The sequence below is a fragment of the Paraburkholderia sp. GAS32 genome, assembly GCF_050434225.1.
Taxonomy (GTDB): domain Bacteria; phylum Pseudomonadota; class Gammaproteobacteria; order Burkholderiales; family Burkholderiaceae; genus Paraburkholderia; species Paraburkholderia madseniana.
Window position 1 is genome coordinate 1 of sequence record NZ_JBNPVS010000075.1, and the last position, 19,679, is coordinate 19,679.

Here is a 19,679-nt window from a genome sequence, read left to right on the forward strand (position 1 = left end):
CATCCCTTGGGTTCCGTTGTTCAGACATCCAAGGTTAACAGCTTGCCGAGAAAGTAAACAGCCCCCTCAGGGGGTTTTTGAACTGGCCTCTAAGCGCGTCGTTAGCAATCTCTGCAAGCGCTTTTCGTCGACTATGAGCGGTGGTGACGAATGACAAATCCCAACGACCTAATAGCAATCTCAGTCACCGCAAATGAGGACAATTTCAGACTCTTTCTAAAAGATGGCCGCGAATTTCGAATCCCTTGGCGATGGCTTCCTCGAGTACTAGCAGCGACGCCCGAGCAACGAAGTGAAGTTCGAGTTTCTGCATTTGGCACGCAGTTGCGCTGGGACCAGTTGAACGAGGATGTCTGCGTCAGCGCGCTCATGTACGACGCCGAGCAACTTCTACTTGAGGAAAAGCTGAGCGAGCAGATACCCGACGACTTTCCGCGAGACACGACGCCCGCATCGCTGTCCGGGTCACAGTCAAAACTCGCCGCGCGGAGGATTGCCGGAAGGATTGTCGTCGGACTGACGGCGCCGGAACGATATGAGCGATGGGACCTTTGCGAAGACTTGGCGCGGCAACTTGTTCCCAAGACCCTCAAAGACGCAGCAAAGTATCCCGAGAATACACGCGATGTGACGCTCCGACGCATGCGACGAGCAATTGAAGGCAAGGGATGGACGAGTGTTGTGGAGACGGATTGGCTTATACAACGGCTGCGGGTCTTGCTCGGCTGGTAACGTGCAACTGGACGAAAACTTACTTGTCCATCGCCTTGGTGCACGTGTGGCGCGAGAGCTGACCGCGGTTAGCGTTGCCTCGCCGTCGCGCATCTCAGGAAGCGCCGTATTTGAGGTCGGGTATGACGGTAGACGAGGTAGCACGCTTCATATTCGTCAGTCGAGCACATGTGCTCCTGCTCCTTCAACGCGGCGAACTGCGGGGAAGTGTTGGTAAAGACGGCGAGACCGTCATCGACGAGGATTCGGCCCGCACCTATAAGGCGGAACGGGATGCAGCGAGGACGCAGTACTTTCGCACTCAGACTGAAGACGACCTGCTCAGGGAGTGAAAACAAACGTTCACTTCCATGCGAGCTGCTCTCGGACTTCAACGCGGTTTCTAATCATGTAGCCCTAGCTCCGTGCTTATCCACGTTCATTAGAAGGCTGCATTGCTCATTAAAGAACGCCGCGTTGAGCGGGGCTTGAAGTCGTAGGTTAGCCTTGGAAGTGTCGGCTGCGTGGGTCGTCTGCAGGCAGCTCCTCACGCGTAAGGAAGGTCTGGCCACGAGTGCCCCAGTACTCGTGGCGCGTCCAGCTGTCATCCCACCAATCCGGTGCGCCATCCTCAGTCACCACCCCTTCAAGCAGCGACATCAAGTCTGCGTCGATGTATTCAATAAGGTAGCCCGTCTGCGTAGTCATCTGGGAACCCCAGTCGGTCAAGCGACGTCCATCGTCCCAGGCGAGCACCTGGCAGCCGAGGGCCTCGTTGTAGTTCGTGCTGTTGCTAGCCATCACCTCGCAGCATTGCTCGACCGTGGGCTTGAGTTGGGACCAAATAGATGAGGACATCAGCGTGAGGGGATTGTTGCGCGACGCTGAGCGCCGTCATCTTGAGGAGCGGTTGAATGCACAGGTAAGCGCGTAGGGCGTCATTTGACCTCAATGGGCGAGTCGCGACCGGAACTCAGCAGGGGCGTGCACCTCCCGAGCTTCCGTTGTGACTTTTTGGAATGTCTCTGTGAGCGATAGGAAGTATTCAACGTGAGCGGTGACGGCCAAACTTTGGGCACGTTCCGGTTATCCCGGCCCAGACTGACGCGGGCGGGTCTCGAACGACGATAACAGCCCCAAAGGAGACACCGTGTCGCACATACTATCTACCGTCGAGGGAACGGCAGCCTCGCCGCGCGCAAACCTGCGCAGTCGGGCCGCCGGTTGCATCGGGCATGCAATCGAATGGTTCGACTTTTCGATTTATGCCAATCTCGCAATCTTCTTCGGGTCACAACTGTTCCCAAGCAACGACCAGGGTACGGCGCTTCTGGCGGCATTTGGTGTCTATGCGTTGGGTTTTGTGATGCGGCCCGCAGGCGGCTGGGTGCTCGGTATTGTCGCCGACCGTTATGGACGGAAAACTGCGTTGACTGTGTCCGTCACGATGATGGCGGTGGGCTCTTTGATGATTGCTGTCGTTCCCACGTACGCGAGCATCGGCCTCGCGGCGCCGTTGATTGCGACCATGGCGCGCTTGCTGCAGGGGATGTCGGTCGGCGGAGAGTTCGCCGCCGCATGCTCTTTTCTTGCTGAAACCGCTCCGCCGAACCGGCGCGGCTATCACGGCAGTTTCCTGTTCTTTGGCACAGGAATTGGACTCGTCCTCGCCTCCGGCATTACCTGGGGGCTGACACAGTCGCTCAGTCATGAACAGATGACGAGCTTCGGATGGCGCATTCCGTTCTTCCTCGGCGCCTTCGGTGGGCTGTTCGGCTATTGGCTGCGCACACGAGTGAGCGAAACCGAAGCGTTTCAGAAGATTGCGGAGCAAGGAGGCAGCAGAACAAGTGGTTCGGTCCGCACGCTTCTGTCTGTCCATCGGCGCCAGGTGATGACGCTGATTGGCACCAGCATTCTCGGAGCCTTCGCCTTCTACCTCTTCATTGTCTACGTGCCTGTCTACGCGATTCACCGCTCGGGAGCGCTGCCGGCAACCGCCTACGCTGCCAGCACATGGAGCCTGATTGCTTTCACTGTGGTCCAGCCGCTGTTCGGCATGCTGTCCGACCGGTTCGGCCGCCGGCCTCAACTCATCGTAATGGCCGCAGCGTACGCGCTCTTTCTCTATCCGGTCGTACTCTCGGTTGGCGACACGTTCTGGTCCATCTTCCGAGTCGAACTCTTCGGGATGATTCTCTACGCACTTTACACGGCCATTGCACCAGCCGTCATGGCGGAGCTCTTCGATACAGACGTTCGCGCGCTGGGTATCGGATTGCCGTTCAATCTCGTTGTCGCAGTACTCGGAGGAACGACTCCGTACCTAATGACGTGGCTCCAGGCACGTCACCAAGAACAGTTTTTCCTCATCTATGTCTGCGTTGGTTCCGCAGTGAGCCTGGTTACATACCTTGTGATGGCTGAGACCAATGGCAAGCGAATCGAATCTAGCACGGTGAAATCATGATGGAGTCGGACTTCCAGCGGCTTTCGCGATTCGCGAAGCAGATGACGGACAGCGCAGGCAGCATCAGCTATCTCGACCTTGGCAGCGGTAACCCCATTGTCTTTGTCCACGGTGGTCATGGCGGCTGGTATCACTGGATGGCTAATATCGAGTCTCTCGCAATGCATCGGCGAGTCATCGCACCGGACCTTCCGGGCTTCGGTGCTTCGGCAAGTCCCAGCGACGGTTTCTCACTTGAGGTAGTTGGAGGCCGTGTCTTTGATTTGCTGGATTCGTTGAAGGTTGCGCTGTTTGACCTCGTTGCCTTTTCCTTCGGGAGCTGCATCTCAAGCTATATGGCGGCGACGAGACCTGAGCGAGTAAGGACGCTTACGCTGGTCAACCCTGCTGGCATGGGACCCGTTGCACAACGCCTGAGCGACGCCCAGGCAGAGGCGTCTGAAGTCGCCCGTACGCGGGGCATGGAGCAGGGCGTAGAGGTCTCGCTGAAGAAAATCATGCTGTCTGACCACGCACTGGTCACGCCTGAACTCACCGCGCTGGCGGCGCACCACGTCAAGGCGACAAGGGTGCTCACTCGCCCCATCGCACGGACGAATCCCACTAGAAAGAATGTGGAGTTGGTGCAGGCGCCAGTCTGGCTCGTCCTGGGCTCGAAAGACCCTCATCAGACTCATGAACTAGCTGCGCGCGAAAAATGGATTAAGGACCTCTCACCGACGAATCGCGCATCGGTAGAGCCTGCTGCTCACTGGCTCCAATACGAGCGCGCCAGTTGGTTCAACAAGCACGTGCTTGAGTTCATATCGTCGCGGCACGCTCATCGTCAACACGCGTAGCTAGATAGCTAGGCTCACTTCAAGGTTGAATGCCATGATTCTGGATACATTTGCAGAATATGTCGGCCGACAGGCCACTTCGGAGCTGACGCTCGAGACGCTCCGCGCGTCTAAACGCGTGCTCATTGACTGGTTCTCGGCCCTGTTGCCGGGGACGCAGGCGGCGCCCGGCATCCAGTTGCTGCAAGCGCATCGAGCCGAGCTTGGCCACGGGCGGTCCAGCCTGCCTGGAAGTGAGACCACGGCTTTCGCGCCAACCGCAGCGTGGGTTAATGGAAGCACGTCTCACGCTGTCGAATTTGACGACATCTTTCGAGATGCGATTTACCACCCAGGTTGTCCCACGATTGCCGCTTCGCTCGCCCTTGCCGAAGATACCCACGCATCGGGCTTGCAGTTCCTCAAGTCCATTGTCGCGGGTTATGAAGTATCGACTCGTATCGGCGCAGCCATTCAGCCTGCGCACTACCGGTACTTCCATACCACGGGAACCGTCGGGTGTTTTGGTGCGGCTGCCGCAGGTGTTCTGCTGACATCGCCCGGCGATGACAAGGCGGCGCTTCACGCGATGGCCACGTCGGCTACTTTCGCATCCGGTCTGCAACAGGCGTTCAGGTCCGATGCCATGACCAAAGCGCTTCACGCGGGGCACGCGGCATGGGTCGGCGTCACGTCGGCACAAGGCGCAGCCGCGGGCATCACCGGCGTTGCCGACATTCTGGAAGGCAGCGCTGGATTTGGCGCAGCGCTGTGCGACTCACCGGATTGGAGCACGGTCACCGATGGGCTGGGCGAATCGTTCAATATCGAACGAATCACGCAGAAGAACCATGGATGCTGCGGCCACACCTTTGCTGCCATCGATGCATTGCTGGAGTGTATAAAGAACAGCGAGGCGCGTTGGGAGCAGATTGCGCGCATTGTCGTCAAGACCTACGCTCCGGCACTCGAGGTGGCTGGAATTCGCGAGCCGAAGTCTGCTTTCGAAGCACGGTTTAGCTTGCCGTACGTTTTGTCGCATGCTGCAATCTACGGGTCCGTTCGACTGGAAGCGTTCACGGAGAAGCGTCTTTCGGATAATCTGATACGCGAGCTCATGCAAAAGGTGGAACTCGTCGCAGACGCCGAGCTGACAGGTCACTTCCCCAAAATACGCTCAGCTCGCGTTGAGCTCACGTTGGCGGATGGCAGAACGTTTGAAGTCTTTGCGCCTCACCGCCGAGGCGACCCTGAGGCGCCGCTTAGCGACGATGAAATCAATGGGAAGTTTCTCGAGCTGGCCGAACCAGTTCTCGGCTCCCAGACGGCTTCCTCGCTGTTGACGAAGCTTTGGAGCATGGAAGAGCTTGCGGTCGCAGATTTGAGTCTTGCCAACCTGCTGCCGCATGGATTGAAGCGCAATCGCTACTATCGGTAGCGATGCTTCGACGTTGGCTAGAAGGGCGCGCGGCAACTCGTCTGACAGTTGTCGCGATTAGCTTGACTTTGATTCAATCTCGGAACGCAGCCAGGACCTGAACGCGTCGACCTTCCTCGAATGCCGTCGATTGTCGGGAACCAGAAAATAGTAAGCGAGTTCTCGAGTCACTGGTTGCTCAAATGGCCGAACCAATGTTCCGGCGGCAAGGTCGTTTGCCAGCAGGCGCGTCTGGCCCATCACGATGCCCATTCCCTCGATGGCAGCCTGATAAGCGAGCAGCGAATTCTGAAATCCTCCACGCTGGCGGCTAACCAACTCTTCGAGGTCGCTTCTGCCCACCGCACGCAGCCAGTCAAACCAATCATGGCGTCGATATCGAGACTGGAGAAGACGGTGCTGCGAGAGGTCATCGATTGTTTCCAGCGGTGGTCCATTCTTCAGCAATGCGGGACTACACACCGGCTCAATTACATCGTCGAATAGGCGTTCGCAGTCGACACCAGGCCAGTTGCCGTCGCCAAACTGAATGGCCGCGTCCACCTGCACTTCGTTGAAATTTATCTTCGCGACAGTCGTGCTCAACTCGACGGGAATATTGGGGTATGCCTTCTCGAACCGATGAAGACGGTGCATGAGCCACTTGGCCGCAAAGGTGTTGTACACCGACAGGCGCAGCGGTTCCCCCTCCATACGTCCGACAATTGTCTCGGTCGCGCTCACGATAGCTGAGAACGCAGGACCAACCTGCTTGTAGTAAGCCCCGCCCACCTTGGTGAGTTTTACGCCTCGCGGACCGCGGTCGAACAGGCTTACGCCAAGGTAATTTTCAAGCGTTGTGAGTTGCCTGCTAACTGCAGAATGAGTCACGCATAACTCGACGGCGGCGCTAGTCAGGCTTCCCAAACGAGCGACTGCTTCGAACACGTGGAGGGGGTTTAAAGGCGGGACAGTACGAGGCATGCGGTGTTCCAAAAAGTCATAGAAACGTACCGTATGTGAAGTAGTGTGTCAATCGAACGGCTGCAATAATCAATCACATAGCAGTCCCACGTTCAGAGAGGAAAACATGGATTTCGCACTTAATGAGGAGCAGACCGCGTTCGCCGATGCAGTGCAGCGATTCGCGCGTGACACGCTGGCGGACGGAGCGCTCAAGCGCGCGCACCATGCTGGATTCGACTTCGATGTTGCACGGCAACTTTCAGAGCAAGGTTTGCTTGGCATCACGATGAAAGAAGAAGATGGCGGCCAGGGCGGCACGCTGATGGATGCGGTCATTGCGATTCAGGAAATCGCGTTGGTGTGTCCGAAGAGCGCTGACATTGTTCAGGCGGGCAATTTTGGGCCGATTCGTACCTTCGTCGAGTACGCAACGCCGGAACAGAAAAAGCGATATCTGAAGGACCTCCTCGGTGGGCGCAAGGTCATCTCGCTCGGTATGACAGAGCCCGGTGCAGGCTCCGCGGTCACAGAACTGAAGACGTCCGCTCGCCAAAAAGGCGACGAGTATGTAATCAATGGCACGAAGATTTTCTCGACGCACAGTCCTGACGCGGACCTCTTCCTCGTCTACTGCCGTTTCGGACCGGGCGTCGGCAACATCGGCTCCGTCTTGATTGAAAAGGGCACCCCCGGGTTCACGGTCGGTCAGCCGTCGAGCTTCATGAGTGGTGAGGAGTGGTCGCAGTTCTATATCGAGGAATGCCGGATTCCAGCTGAGAATGTCTTGCTCGGACCGGGTGGGTTCAAGAAGCAAATTTCCGGCTTTAATGTCGAGCGTGTCGGAAATGCGTCGCGCGCGCTGGCGCTCGGACGTTACGCGTTCAATACGGCCCGTGACCACGCGGCTATTCGCGAGCAATTTGGTCGACAGATTTGCGAGTTCCAAGGGATTCAGTGGAAGTTTGCCGACATGGCATTGAAGCTCGAAGCTTCGCAGCTTCTTCTCTATCGCGCAGCGAACGTTCCGAACGGCGAACTGCCGACTGCTTACAACACTGCCATCGCGAAAGCGCACTGCAACATGACAGGCTTCGATGTTTCGAACGAAGCGCTCCAGGTTATGGGCGGTATGGGTTACAGCCAAGAGTCGCTCGTTGAGTACTGTGTGCGTCGTACGCGCGGCTGGATGATTGCGGGCGGCTCGATTGAGGTTCTCAAAAACCGTATCGCCGAGTCCGTGTTCGACCGTCGTTTCGACCAGCGTAAGTAAAGAGGATAGCGTCTACCATGGAGAACAGCATCATGCCCAAGGGCGAATCGCCGCGCAGGTCGCTGGCAGAAGTACTTCTTGCTCCGCGAAGCGTCGCACTCGTTGGTGCATCGGACGACCCCTCGAAGACAGCAGCGCGTCCGCTTACCTTCATCCGCCAAGGCGGCTTTGAAGGCGACGTTTATCCCATTAACCCGAATCGCGACACGGTTCTCGGCGAGAAGGCATGGCCGAGTGTGCGTGAGCTCCCGGTTGTGCCGGAGCATGCCTTCATTCTCACTCCGACCGATGCTGCAATTGACGCGTTGGAGGAGTGCGCTGAGCTTGGCGTGCCAGTGGCCACCATTCTCGCTGCGGGCTTCTCAGAAAGCGGCCCCGAAGGAGAGGCGCGTGAGGAGCGCGTTCGGGAAATCGTTAAGCGCACGGGTATCCGAGTTCTTGGGCCGAGCGGCCTTGGCATGGTGAATGTCCGCCACAAGCTGGCGCTGACGGCAAACGCAGCATTTGCCGAACCCGACTTGCCTGTAGGCGGTCTCTTCGTCGCGTCTCACAGCGGGAGCATGATTGGTGCGTTGGTGTCCCGAGGTAAGGCACGAGGTGTCGGGTTCGCCGGACTCGTCTCGGTCGGCAACGAGGTTGACCTGAGTGTCGGTGAAATCTGCGCGGCAACGCTGGATGACCCCGAGGTCACGGGCTATATGCTCTTCCTTGAGACGCTGAGGCACTCCGACAAGCTCCGCCAGTTTGCCGTGGAAGCCGCAAAGAAGGGTAAGCCGGTCGTCGCATACAAGCTGGGTCGCTCGAGCGCCGCAGCCGAACTGGCGGTCTCGCACACGGGTGCTCTCGCGGGAGAAGACGACGTCGCGGACGCATTCTTGCGCGATTGCGGTATTGCACGCGTTGAAACGCTCGACGCCTTTCTCGAATGCTCGCCACTTCTTGCGCGCGTTCCGGTTGCCAAAGCCGGGTCGGCAAGCAAGCCCCGCGTCGCAGTAGTGACGACGACCGGCGGAGGCGCCGCGATGGTTGTTGACCAGCTGGGTGTTCGCAACATCGATGTCCAGCACCCGAGCTTAGAGACATACGAGCGCCTGGCTGTTGCCGGCGTGAAGGTCAACAGTGGTCGCATTGTGGACCTCACCCTTGCGGGCACACGATATGACGTGATGAGCGCTGCGCTCGGCATCTTGCGGTCGGCGCCGGAGTTCGACCTGATAGTCGCAGTCGCCGGCTCTTCCGCACGGTTTTCGCCCGAGTTGGCGGTGCGTCCCATTCTTGACAGCGCCACCCAATCGCCTGAACTGCTCCCACTCGCTGCGTTCGTGGTCCCAGACGCGCCTGAAGCATTGCTGCGACTCACTGCCGGCGGCGTGCCTTGTTTCCGGACGCCTGAGTCTTGCGCGGACTCGATTGCCTCGGCCTATGCGCGGCGTAGCCCCCTGTCAATTGTCGAACCAGCAGAAGTGACGGTCGGAGCACAGGCTCAGCTTCTCGATGAATTGGCGGCCTACGAGCTCTTGACGGAAGTCGGCGTCGCTCATGCACCCGCCGTAGCGATTGATGTGACGAAGGTCGCAGCTCTGCCTGAAAACTTGCCGTATCCGCTCGCGGTGAAGGTCTTGTCTGCAGATGTACCTCATAAGACCGACGTCGGCGGCGTTGAGCTTCGAGTTCGCGACGCGGACCAGCTTGCGTCCGCTATCGAGCGCATTCGTGCGAATGTCACACGAAACGTTGAGGGTTTCAAGCTCGAGCGCGTTCTGGTTCAGCAGATGACCAAGGGCCTCGGTGAAGTGCTCATTGGATACCGCCGGGATGCACAGGTCGGTCCGATTGTGATGTTGGCTTCGGGCGGGATTTTCACAGAAATCTACCGTGACCGTGCTCTTCGCCTCGCGCCCGTCAGTCGGGAGTCGGCGCTCGAAATGATTTCTGAGGTCAAGGCAATGCGCGCGCTCGACGGTTACCGTGGAAAAGCGCGCGGCGACCTCGACGCATTGGCTGACGCCATCGTAGCGGTGTCCAAGCTGGCAACGCGTCCCGGGGCGCCGGTTCTTGAGGCTGAAGTCAATCCGGTCATGGTGCTCGAGGAGGGCAAAGGCGTCTTGGCTGTCGATGCGCTCGTGAAAATCGGGAACTAACATGGACACACTGTCAAACTCATCGTCCGAGGCTAAAGCACAGGCTGTTCGTCGCCAAAAACACGGCGAAGTCGGATTTCTCGTTATCGACAATCCCCCTGTGAACGCAAGTTCGGTGGAGGTGCGTCGAGGCCTCCTCGAGGGACTCCAGGCTTTCGGAGACGATTCCACGCTCCGCGGCGTTGTCATCATCGGTGACGGAAATACTTTCGTCGCGGGCTCAGACATCCGCGAATTCGATGCTCCGATTGAATCGCCTTCGCTGCCCGAGGTGATTCTTGCGATTGAAGCAGCGTCGGTCCCTGTAGTTGCGGCTATCCACGGTAACGCGCTTGGTGGTGGCTTTGAGTTGGCGCTCGGTTGTGACGGACGCATCGCGGTATCCGGCTCGATGGTGGGTTTGCCAGAAGTCAGCCTCGGCATGATTCCTGGTGCTGGTGGTACCCAACGGGTTGCTTTCCTTGCCGGAAAGGCGAAGGCAATCGACATCGTCACTTCGTCTCGACGTCTTACTGCGGCTGATGCTCTGACGCTCAACCTCATCGACCAGGTTGTTGACGACGACTTGGCTGATGCTGCCGCAAAATTCGTCGAATCGTACGATGGAAAGAAACGGCGTATCCGGGACGGTGCAGTCCCAAGTTCGACACCCGAAGAAATCGAATCGTCGACGCGTGCCGCACTGCGGCTACGGAAACAGTTGCCCCACATTCAGCAGGCGATTGATGCCGTGAATATGGCAGGCGACGTGCCGTTCGACGAAGCGCTGTCGCGCGAACGTGCCGTTTTCAACGTGCTGCGTACGAGCGTCGCTGCGCGAGCGTTTCGACATCTGTTTTTTTCTGAGCGCGAAGCACTGCGCTCACGTTATGGTGGCCATCCGAGCGCCGCGAGTATTCGCAGAGTTGGCGTGGTCGGCGCTGGAACGATGGGCGTCGGCATCGCAGGTTGCTTCGCTGATGCGGGATACGACGTTCTATTGTTTGACAACAATGAAGCGGCCCTTGATGCAGTATCGGCAAAGCTTGAAGTCACGTACAAGGCGCTTGTGAAGAGGGGCAAGCTCGACGAGCGAGAAATGGGCGAGCGAGTTGCACGGGTACGTACGACTAGCGACCTCGAGTCGCTTAGCAACGTCGACTTGGCCGTGGAAGCTGTGTTCGAGGATTTTGATGTCAAGCGCGACATCTTGGCCAAGCTTCACGCGGTGCTGCCGCCGAATGCGATTCTCGCCTCGAACACCTCCTACCTTGACCTCAATCAGCTTGCTGGCGAGGCAGGACGTCCGAGTCGCACGGTTGGACTTCATTTCTTCAGTCCAGCACAAGCGATGCGTCTCCTGGAGATTGTTGAGACGGAGCACACGAGTGCCGAGACTGTAGACATCTCTATTGCAATTGCCAAACGTCTTGGCAAGGTGCCAGTCGTCGCGCGAGTGGCTGAAGGATTCATCGGGAACCGCATTTTCGCCGCCTACCGCAGGCAGTGCGAATACATGATGGAAGAAGGGGCGTGGCCAGAGCAGATTGACGACGCGCTTGAGGACTTCGGTTTCGCAATGGGCCCGTTTGCTGTTGCAGACCTGTCTGGTTTGGACATCGCCTGGAAGATGCGGCAGCGGCTCAATGCCGTACGTAGACCGCTCCGTTACGTGACGATTCCGGATGCGCTATGCGAGGCCGGTCGCTTTGGTAGAAAGACGGGTGCGGGCTACTACAAGTACGAAGCCGGCGCCAGACGCGGTGCGGCTGACCCTGAAGTGCATTCAATCATTGCTAGTGAGCAAGAGAAGAAAGGGGTTGTACCTCGCGCTCTGACCAAGGACGAAATCGTCGAGCGTGCGATGGCGGCAATCGTCAACGAAGCGGCCCGGGTGATGGAAGAAGATATCGCTGCTCGGGCGAGCGACATCGACCTCGCTCTCGTTCACGGCTATGGCTTTCCCCGCCATCTCGGCGGTCCGGTCGTTTGGGCGCAGCAGCGTGGTGCCGACAAAGTCCATCAGATGGTAAGGCATCTGCGTACCGCTACCGGACCTGACTTCGTCGGTGGCGACCTGAGCCTGATTTTCTCGAAACAGTAACGCGAGAAGCGAGACGCTCTCTCGCTTGATGCGACCAGTTGGCGGAGGTGATGCAGTGAAAATCGTCGTAGCAGTAAAGCGGGTTGTGGACGCGAACGTGAAGGTCAGTGTCGCGTCGGATAACACCAAAGTGGACCTGAGCAATCTCAAAATGGCAATGAACCCCTTCTGCGAAATTGCCGTTGAAGAAGCGGTTCGTTTGAAGGAAGCAGGCGTCGCGACGGAAGTAGTAGCAGTGTCAGCAGGCGTTGCGCAGTGTCAGGAGACGTTACGTACGGCGCTGGCCATCGGCGCGGACCGAGCCATTCTGATTGAAACGAGTACCGAGTTGCAACCACTGGCGGTCGCGAAGTTGCTCAAGGCCGTTGTCGAAAAGGAACAACCCGGGCTCGTCATTCTCGGCAAACAGGCCATCGACGACGACTCCAACCAGACCGGGCAGATGGTCGCAGCGCTCGCGGGCTTTCCGCAGGCAACCTTTGCGTCAAAAGTCACCGTGGCAGACGGCCGGGCCTCTGTGTCTCGTGAAGTCGATGGCGGCACGGAGACCCTTTCGGTGCGCTTGCCGGCAGTTGTCACAACGGACCTACGCCTGAATGCACCGCGCTATGTGACGCTGCCGAGCATCATGAAGGCAAAGAAAAAGCCGCTCGAAACCTTGAAGCCTGAGGACTTGGGTGTGGACGTAACACCGCGATTGAAGACTTTGACGGTCAGCGAACCGCCCAAGCGCGCCGCTGGCGTAAAAGTCGCGGATGTGACTGCGCTCGTTGGGAAACTCAAGGCCGAAGCCAAGGTGCTCTGAATCCAACCTATGGTTGCGGAGAGAAGAAATGACGATTCTGGTAATTGCTGAACACGACGGCGCGCGATTGAAGGCGGCCACATTAAATACAGTCGCTGCAGCTCAAAAAATTGGCGGCGACATCCATCTGCTCGTCGCAGGAGGCAACATCCAAGATGTTGCAAATGTGGCAGCAAAGGTGGACGGGGTCACGACGGTGTTGGTTGCCGACGCACCGCATCTTGCTGATGGCCTGGCGGAGAACATTGAGGCGACCGTCTTGGGAATCGCAAAGGAATACTCCCACATCGTCGCGCCTGCCACTGCTTACGGGAAGAACATCGCGCCTCGAGTCGCGGCGAAACTGGACGTGGCTCAGATTAGCGACATCACCGCAGTGCTCTCGTCGGATATGTTTGAACGGCCCATCTATGCAGGCAATGCCATTGCGACGGTCCGGTCGTCGGAACCAGTCAAGGTCGTGACGGTACGCACGACCGGATTCGACGCGGTATCGGACGAAAGTGGCAGCGCGACGCTCAAAGCTATTGATGTCGCGCCCGATGCAGGAACCTCGCAGTTTGTGAGTCGGGAAGTGACCAAGCTGGACCGGCCCGAGCTGACGAGCGCGAACGTAATTGTCTCGGGCGGTCGCGGTCTCGGAAGTGCCGAAAACTACACGAAAGTGCTTGAGCCGCTTGCCGACAAGCTCAACGCAGCCTTGGGCGCCTCGCGTGCAGCCGTAGATGCGGGATACGTTCCAAATGACTTCCAGGTCGGACAGACCGGCAAGATTGTCGCGCCACAGCTTTACATCGCTGTTGGCATTTCAGGGGCCATTCAGCACCTCGCGGGGATGAAAGACTCGAAGGTCATCGTTGCCATCAACAAAGACCCCGAGGCTCCGATTTTCAGCGTGGCCGACTATGGTCTCGTCGGCGACCTTTTCACAGTCGTTCCAGAACTGGTCGGCGCGGTCTAGGAGCAACGCCCGCGCGCCGGCTGCCAGCGAGCAATTGAATTTTAAAGCTTTCCCGATGCCTCACGTCGATGCGTGCTGGCAGAGGAGTCCTCAACCCTACGTTGGAGATGCAAGATGACTGAGGCATTCTTGTGCGACGCAGTCCGCACGCCGATTGGCCGTTATGGTGCAGCGCTTTCGTCGGTGCGCGCTGACGATTTGGGCGCGGTGCCGCTCAGGGCACTGATGGAGCGAAACAAGGAAGTCGACTGGAACGCGGTCGACGACGTCGTGTACGGTTGCGCGAACCAGGCCGGGGAAGACAATCGCAATGTCGCGCGCATGTCGTTGCTGCTAGCAGGCTTGCCGAAAGAGGTGCCGGGTTCAACTGTGAACAGGCTGTGCGGTTCAGGTATGGACGCGCTGGGCATTGCCGCACGTGCTATCAAATCGAGGGAAGCCGGGCTGATGATTGCTGGCGGCGTTGAGAGCATGAGCCGCGCTCCGTTCGTCATGGGAAAAGCGGCAACAGCCTTCTCCCGTCAAGCCGAGATACATGACACGACGATTGGCTGGCGTTTTGTCAACCCGCTCATGAAGAAAATCTACGGCGTAGATTCCATGCCGGAGACTGGGGAAAATGTCGCGACCGATTATCAGGTCAGTCGTGCCGACCAAGACGCCTTCGCCTTGCGCAGCCAACAGAAAGCGGCACGTGCTCAGCAAGACGGTACTTTGGCCGCCGAGATTGTCCCTGTGACCGTTCCCCAAAAGAAGGGCAATGCAATCGTAGTCTCGAAGGACGAACACCCACGCGAGACCAGCCTGGAAGCACTTGCCAAGCTCAGAGGCGTAGTCCGACCCGACGGTACCGTCACCGCTGGCAATGCATCTGGCGTCAATGACGGCGCCGCGGCGCTGCTGCTGGCGAACGAAGATACCGCAAGGCGCTTCGGCCTGACCCCTCGGGCTCGCGTGCTCGGCGTGGCAACAGCGGGTGTTGCGCCTCGCGTGATGGGCATCGGTCCGGCTCCAGCCACGCAGTCGCTGCTCGCGCGACTCAATATGACGATTGACCAGTTCGACGTTATCGAACTGAATGAGGCGTTCGCGTCGCAGGGCCTTGCGGTCTTGCGCGCTCTTGGCGTCGCAGACGACGACCCGCGTGTAAATCCGAACGGCGGCGCAATCGCTCTAGGGCATCCGCTCGGCATGAGCGGTGCGCGCCTTGTGACCACGGCGATGTATCAATTGCAACGCATCAAGGGTCGTTTCGCACTTTGCACGATGTGCATTGGTGTGGGCCAAGGCATCGCAGTAGTGATTGAACGCGTATAAGCGCGAGGACGTGTTAACGCGGAGCCGTTCGTGAACGCAATGACCAACTTCGAGATGCGCCGCTTGACGGCGGCGGCATCTGCGAACCAGGAAGATGCTCACCTGTGGAGGATGTTCTCTCAGCTCTACGAGGAGCGGCGTATCCGCTGGTGTAACTCAGCCGATGGGTGGCTGGTCTCCATTGACCACCGCCGCCTTGCGACCGAAGCCACCTTCGACCAGGCGATTCGGCACGCCATCGGACGCCTTGACAACGAAGGTAAGAAGCCAGCAAAGGACACCTCGAGAAGCCGTGCCGCGGGCGAATGACGGTGATGCCACGTCTCGTCTACACGCATGCGAAATTGGAAACCCTCGTTGACCTTTTGATAGTTGTTACGCACTCTGTTCTCCCGCCAAATACGCACTGACAAGTTCGCAAGTCAACGCGACTACGCGCTACTCGCGTTAATTGAGGAAATTCAAGTGAATATCGTCATTACCGGTGGTCTCGGGAAATGTGGCGTTCAGGCTGACGCCGCCTTGCGGGAAGCCGGTCACAAAACGGTCCTTTGGGACTGGGTGTCAATGAAGCGACTTCAGGGCGTTCACGTTGACTGTGCGAACTTCGGGTCAGTCATGGCTGCAATGACGTCCGTCGACGCAATGAGTGGACGTCCCGATGCTGTGATTCACCTTGCGGGAATTCCTGGACCCCGATACGTTCCTGACCACGAGGTGTTCCAGAACAACCTTATGGCGACCTACAACGTGTTCTCCGCGGCAGCGCGTTTGGGCGTTAAAAAGGTCGTGTGGGCATCGAGCGAAACATTGCTTGGGTTGCCCTTCAAGCACACCAAGCCGGCTTACGTGCCGATGGATGAACAACATCCAATACAACCGGAATGGTCGTACGGTCTCAGCAAGTCGCTTGGCGAAAATATCGCTGACGCAATGGTTCAGTGGAACCCCGAGATGTCCATCATTTCTCTTCGGCTCTCTTACGTTGTTGGGCCTGGCGACTACGAGGCACTGAAGCAGAGCCGAAAGGACCCGACGGTGGGGAGGTTCAATCTTTGGAGCTACATCGACTCTCGTGACGCGGGTGAAGCGATAAAGCTGGCAGTAGAAAGCGACCTCGTGGGCCACCACAGCATGATTATCGCTGCTCCGGACACGATGATGGACACCCCGAACGACGAGTTACTGCGCACGTATTTCCCTGAAGTAGAGGTGAAGAACAAGCTGGAGCCATTCCAATCGCTCCAGTCGTCGGAACTAGCGTTCGAGAAACTCGGCTTTCGGGCAACGAGGTCGTGGCGCATGGGCAGACCGTGATTCAAAGAGCGTCGTGAATCAGGCGGGCGGCGATTTGAGTCGCTCGCGCACGAAGTCGATGAAGACGCGAAGCTTCCGCGGCAGCCCGCTTGGGTTGTAGTAGTAGAGGTAAAGAGCTTCAATCGGAATCCACTCATCGAGGACGCTTACAAGGCGACCTGCGGTGATGAAAGGCTCCGCGTTCCGATATTGGATATAGCTGAAGCCAAGCCCGTCAACGGCTGAGCGCAACAGCAAGTCGTTGTCGTTTGTCGCGACACGTCCGGGGACCGCAATACGAATCTTCTCGTCGTCTTTCTGAAATTCCCAGCGGTATAGCGCCTTGGTATCGGCGCTTCGGTAGTTGATGCACTCGTGCTTCAGTAGGTCGCGCGGATGCACTGGCAGTGTCTTTCCTTCAAGGTACTCGGGTGAAGCGACGATGCAGAAGCGCATGTTGGTAACAAGAGGAATTGCGACCATGTCCTGTGCAAGCACGTTGTCGTAACGGATGCCAGCGTCGTAGCCTTTGCTGGCGATGTCGACAAGGCTGTTTTCGGACATGACATCAACCTTGATGTCTGGATAGGCCTTGAGGAAGTCCTTCAGTACCGGGGTGATGACTAGCGAGATTGCAGAGGGCGGAACGTTAAGCCGTAGCGTGCCCATCGACTCACTCGACGCTCGCCCTACGTCACCGAACGCGAGGTCGAGTTGTTCCAGTAGCGGTTGAATCCGAGCCAGGAACGCGGCGCCAGCTTCGGTAAGGCTGACGCTGCGCGTGGTTCGGTTGAAGAGCTTGGTGCCAAGTTGCTGTTCCAACTGCCGAATGGTGTAGCTCGCGGCTGAGTTTGAAATGCCCAGCGCTTGAGCAGCATTGGTGAAGCTCTGCTCCTCCGCAACGCGGGCAAACAGGGTGAGAGCGGAAAGGTCAGCGCCGTTCATTGTGCGAATTCCTTGCATAAACCATTCGGATTATGCCTCTTTTTAGGGAACCCGAGGCGGCCGATACTGTGTTGGACGCGATGACTGGCCGAGGTCAACGTCACGTAATCATCAATCGAGTTTAAGGAGTGTCAGAATGAAAACGTGGTTCATCACTGGTGTCAGCTCTGGTTTTGGTCGTGCCCTTGCCGAGACCCTCATCTCCCGCGGCGAGCGAGTCGTCGGCACGCTTCGCAACGAAGAGCAACGAGTCGAATTCAACAAGTTGTCCGACGGCAAGTCGTTTGGCTACCTGCTTGATGTTCGCAATCACGACGACGTCGGTCGCGTAGTGGCGCAGATTGAAAAAGAGGTCGGTGCTATCGACGTCCTCGTGAACAATGCAGGCTACGGTTACGAGGGCAGCGTTGAGGAAGCAACGCCGGAAGCGGTCCGCGCTCAGTTCGACGTGAACCTGTTCGGCGCAATCAGCGTTCTGCAGGCTGTTCTCCCCTTCATGCGCAAGCGTCGCGCGGGTCATATTCTGAATGTCACGTCGATGGGCGGTCTGATGACCTTCCCCGGTGTCGGCGTCTACAATGCAAGCAAGTTCGCACTCGAAGGTATCAACGAGGCACTTGCAAGCGAAGTCAAGCAGTTCGGCATCAAGGTCACGGCCATCGAGCCCGGCGCCTTCCGCACTGACTGGGCAGGTCGTTCGATGACTCGCGCGAGCCGTACGATTGAGGAGTACGAAGCGCTCCTCGCTCCTATTTCAGCCACACGTGCGGCCCGTTCAGGCAAGCAGCCTGGCGACCCCGCTCGCGCAGCGCTGGCCATGATTAAGGTCGTCAAAGCTGAGAACCCGCCGGTACACCTCCTGCTCGGAACGGACGCTGTTAAGTTCGTGCGTGAAAAAATCGCCACGTTGTCCGGTGAAATCGACGAGTGGGAAACGGTTAGTGCGAGCACGGACTTTCCTGCGTAAGGCTCTCGCGAGTTGATGAACGGAGTTGTCGAGGCAGATGGGGACGGCTTCTGGCCGTTCATCTGCTCAACGTGTTGGACGACCACGATGTTGACCGCAGAGTTGTGAGTTCTGAAACCGAATATTTCGTGTTGACTGGACTTCAGAGAATCGTGCGAACGGGGGCACGTGTTTCAAATCACACGTCTCGTTACACACAAAAACACAGGTAATTTTCCGTCTCAATATAGTGCGTTCACAACTGACAAGTGAGGCGTGCTATGAAACGAATTTTTGTGCTGATGCTGATGGCCATATGTCTTGGAAGTGCGCTGGGCGGCTGCATCGTCGTGCCTGCAGGCGGCTACTATCACCGCTATTAAACCGCAGGTAAAGCGGGCGGCGCAGGAACAGAAGTCAGATGCGCCGCCGGCAATCCTGAATGGTCTTACTGAACAGACTTTGTTGACATGCTGCTGTCTTCGGGGTGCATAGCGGACATGCCCATGCCACTCGTGGTGTCCGCGCTTCTGCTCATATCGCCGGGAACGCGATTCCACGGGCTCGATACGGGCTCACTGTGGTACGTCATCCCTGCCGTCGCGGCACCGTGAGCGCCGCCGCTGCCGTTTCCGCCGTTGCCATTCCCGCCGGCCTGCGCAAACGTCGCAGCACATGCACAGAGTGACGCGACAGCTACACGCGCGAGCAAAGCATTCATCGTCAACTTTTCCATGGTATTTCTCCTGTGGGGTCGGCGCGCGTTTTCAGCGCCGAAGTCTCATATACCGCTCAAGGCTGACTGGTTGCGTAGCGGCGACGCGCAAGCAGCTACCCGCATCTGAACAGAACAGCTATTTGCTGCGTCCCGATGTGAGGCATGTGGTTCAGTCGCGGTTCGACGCCGAAAATGACAGCGCTGCACTAAGTTCAAGCTCCTAACAGTGCACGCAGGCCCGGCTACTTTGGCATCAGAACCTTATCTACAACCATGATGACGCCGTTGCTCTGGATGACGTCGTAGGTCGATATGTCAGCAGTGTGGCCACTGGCATCCGCTACTACGATATTGTGCGGACCGTTCTCTGTGAACGTCAGCGTCTCTCCATTGACTGTTTTCAGTTCCGCCTTGCCGCCACCGGCCTTGATGGCCTGGTCGAGCTTGCGGAAGTCATATCGGCCTGGGACGACGTGGTACGTCAAGATGCTGGTCAGCATCGCCTTGTTCTCAGGTTTGACGAGCGTATCGACCGTGCCAGCCGGAAGCGCTGCGAATGCTTCGTTCGTCGGCGCAAACACTGTGAACGGGCCGGGGCTTTTTAACGTATCGACGAGACCTGCGGCTTTGACCGCGGCAACGAGCGTGGTGTGGTCGGCCGAGTTGACCGCGTTATCCACGATGTCTTTGTTCGGGTACATGGCCTGGCCGCCGACCATGACCGTGTCGCTAGCGGCAAAGGCGCCTGATACAGCTGCCGACAGTGCGACAGCGACAAACATAGTCTTGTATTTCATGGTGTACTTCCCCTGAGT

At 58.0% G+C, this 19,679-nt stretch carries 18 protein-coding genes; 14 read left to right on the forward strand and 4 right to left on the reverse strand.

Annotated elements, in window-relative coordinates; translation table 11 throughout:
• Window positions 1–150 precede the first annotated feature (150 nt).
• Entirely contained in the window at window positions 151–732 is a 582-nt protein-coding gene (locus tag P3T25_RS45615; RefSeq protein ID WP_154566867.1) for a DUF2442 domain-containing protein, read from the forward strand.
• A gap of 122 nt (window positions 733–854) precedes the next feature.
• Window positions 855–1,064: a hypothetical protein gene (locus tag P3T25_RS45620; RefSeq protein ID WP_429364114.1), complete on the forward strand. Its 210-nt coding sequence runs from the start codon at window positions 855–857 to the stop codon at window positions 1,062–1,064.
• 148 nt (window positions 1,065–1,212) lie between these two features.
• On the opposite strand, the gene P3T25_RS45625 is transcribed toward P3T25_RS45620, so the two are convergent.
• Window positions 1,213–1,512: a hypothetical protein gene (locus tag P3T25_RS45625; protein ID WP_429364116.1), complete on the reverse strand. Its 300-nt coding sequence runs from the start codon at window positions 1,510–1,512 to the stop codon at window positions 1,213–1,215.
• A gap of 349 nt (window positions 1,513–1,861) precedes the next feature.
• On the opposite strand from P3T25_RS45625, the gene P3T25_RS45630 reads away from it, so the two are divergent.
• From P3T25_RS45630 to P3T25_RS45640, 3 genes are read left to right on the forward strand one after another with little or no spacing between them, the layout of a single operon-like run.
• Window positions 1,862–3,181, forward strand: coding sequence for an MFS transporter (locus tag P3T25_RS45630; RefSeq protein WP_408518439.1), 1,320 nt, complete (start codon window positions 1,862–1,864; stop codon window positions 3,179–3,181).
• A complete protein-coding gene (locus tag P3T25_RS45635) occupies window positions 3,178–4,020 on the forward strand; it encodes an alpha/beta fold hydrolase (RefSeq protein WP_154566870.1) in 843 nt (280 codons plus the stop codon). Before P3T25_RS45630 ends, P3T25_RS45635 begins: the two co-directional genes overlap by 4 nt.
• 34 nt (window positions 4,021–4,054) lie before the next feature.
• Window positions 4,055–5,437 (forward strand): MmgE/PrpD family protein, encoded by a 1,383-nt coding sequence (locus tag P3T25_RS45640; RefSeq protein WP_429364119.1) that lies wholly within the window; start codon window positions 4,055–4,057, stop codon window positions 5,435–5,437.
• Between the two features lie 57 nt (window positions 5,438–5,494).
• Here P3T25_RS45640 and gcvA read toward each other — a convergent pair whose 3' ends face one another.
• A complete protein-coding gene (gene gcvA, locus P3T25_RS45645; protein WP_408518436.1) occupies window positions 5,495–6,400 on the reverse strand; it encodes a transcriptional regulator GcvA in 906 nt (301 codons plus the stop codon).
• Window positions 6,401–6,506: 106 nt separating this feature from the next.
• On the opposite strand from gcvA, the gene P3T25_RS45650 reads away from it, so the two are divergent.
• The 8 genes from P3T25_RS45650 (at window position 6,507) to P3T25_RS45685 (ending at window position 16,276) form a co-directional block, all read left to right on the forward strand.
• The gene (locus P3T25_RS45650) at window positions 6,507–7,652 is read left to right on the forward strand and encodes an acyl-CoA dehydrogenase family protein (protein ID WP_429364121.1); all 1,146 of its coding nucleotides are present in this window, start codon (window positions 6,507–6,509) and stop codon (window positions 7,650–7,652) included.
• Window positions 7,653–7,684: 32 nt separating this feature from the next.
• A complete protein-coding gene (locus P3T25_RS45655; RefSeq protein ID WP_429364137.1) occupies window positions 7,685–9,793 on the forward strand; it encodes an acetate--CoA ligase family protein in 2,109 nt (702 codons plus the stop codon).
• 1 nt (window position 9,794) lies between these two features.
• Window positions 9,795–11,876 carry a 3-hydroxyacyl-CoA dehydrogenase NAD-binding domain-containing protein gene (locus tag P3T25_RS45660; protein ID WP_408518434.1) on the forward strand — a complete coding sequence of 694 codons (2,082 nt, stop codon included), beginning with the start codon at window positions 9,795–9,797 and terminating at the stop codon, window positions 11,874–11,876.
• A gap of 55 nt (window positions 11,877–11,931) precedes the next feature.
• On the forward strand, window positions 11,932–12,681 hold the full coding sequence (locus P3T25_RS45665) for an electron transfer flavoprotein subunit beta/FixA family protein (protein WP_429364123.1): 750 nt from the start codon (window positions 11,932–11,934) through the stop codon (window positions 12,679–12,681).
• A gap of 28 nt (window positions 12,682–12,709) precedes the next feature.
• Window positions 12,710–13,642: an electron transfer flavoprotein subunit alpha/FixB family protein gene (locus tag P3T25_RS45670; RefSeq protein WP_429364125.1), complete on the forward strand. Its 933-nt coding sequence runs from the start codon at window positions 12,710–12,712 to the stop codon at window positions 13,640–13,642.
• A gap of 114 nt (window positions 13,643–13,756) precedes the next feature.
• Window positions 13,757–14,959 (forward strand): 3-oxoadipyl-CoA thiolase, encoded by a 1,203-nt coding sequence (gene pcaF / locus P3T25_RS45675; RefSeq protein ID WP_408518431.1) that lies wholly within the window; start codon window positions 13,757–13,759, stop codon window positions 14,957–14,959.
• A 39-nt stretch (window positions 14,960–14,998) separates the two neighbouring features.
• A complete protein-coding gene (locus P3T25_RS45680; RefSeq protein ID WP_408518470.1) occupies window positions 14,999–15,268 on the forward strand; it encodes a hypothetical protein in 270 nt (89 codons plus the stop codon).
• 156 nt (window positions 15,269–15,424) lie between these two features.
• Window positions 15,425–16,276: an NAD-dependent epimerase/dehydratase family protein gene (locus P3T25_RS45685; protein ID WP_429364128.1), complete on the forward strand. Its 852-nt coding sequence runs from the start codon at window positions 15,425–15,427 to the stop codon at window positions 16,274–16,276.
• Between the two features lie 18 nt (window positions 16,277–16,294).
• Here P3T25_RS45685 and P3T25_RS45690 read toward each other — a convergent pair whose 3' ends face one another.
• Window positions 16,295–17,200: a LysR family transcriptional regulator gene (locus P3T25_RS45690; protein WP_408518429.1), complete on the reverse strand. Its 906-nt coding sequence runs from the start codon at window positions 17,198–17,200 to the stop codon at window positions 16,295–16,297.
• A gap of 136 nt (window positions 17,201–17,336) precedes the next feature.
• Between P3T25_RS45690 and P3T25_RS45695 the strand changes: the two genes are divergently transcribed.
• A complete protein-coding gene (locus P3T25_RS45695) occupies window positions 17,337–18,167 on the forward strand; it encodes an oxidoreductase (protein WP_429364130.1) in 831 nt (276 codons plus the stop codon).
• A 939-nt stretch (window positions 18,168–19,106) separates the two neighbouring features.
• Here the strand turns inward: P3T25_RS45695 and P3T25_RS45700 are convergent.
• Window positions 19,107–19,646, reverse strand: a complete 540-nt coding sequence (locus tag P3T25_RS45700; RefSeq protein WP_408518469.1) for a fasciclin domain-containing protein — start codon at window positions 19,644–19,646, stop codon at window positions 19,107–19,109.
• Between the last annotated feature and the right edge of the window lie 33 nt (window positions 19,647–19,679).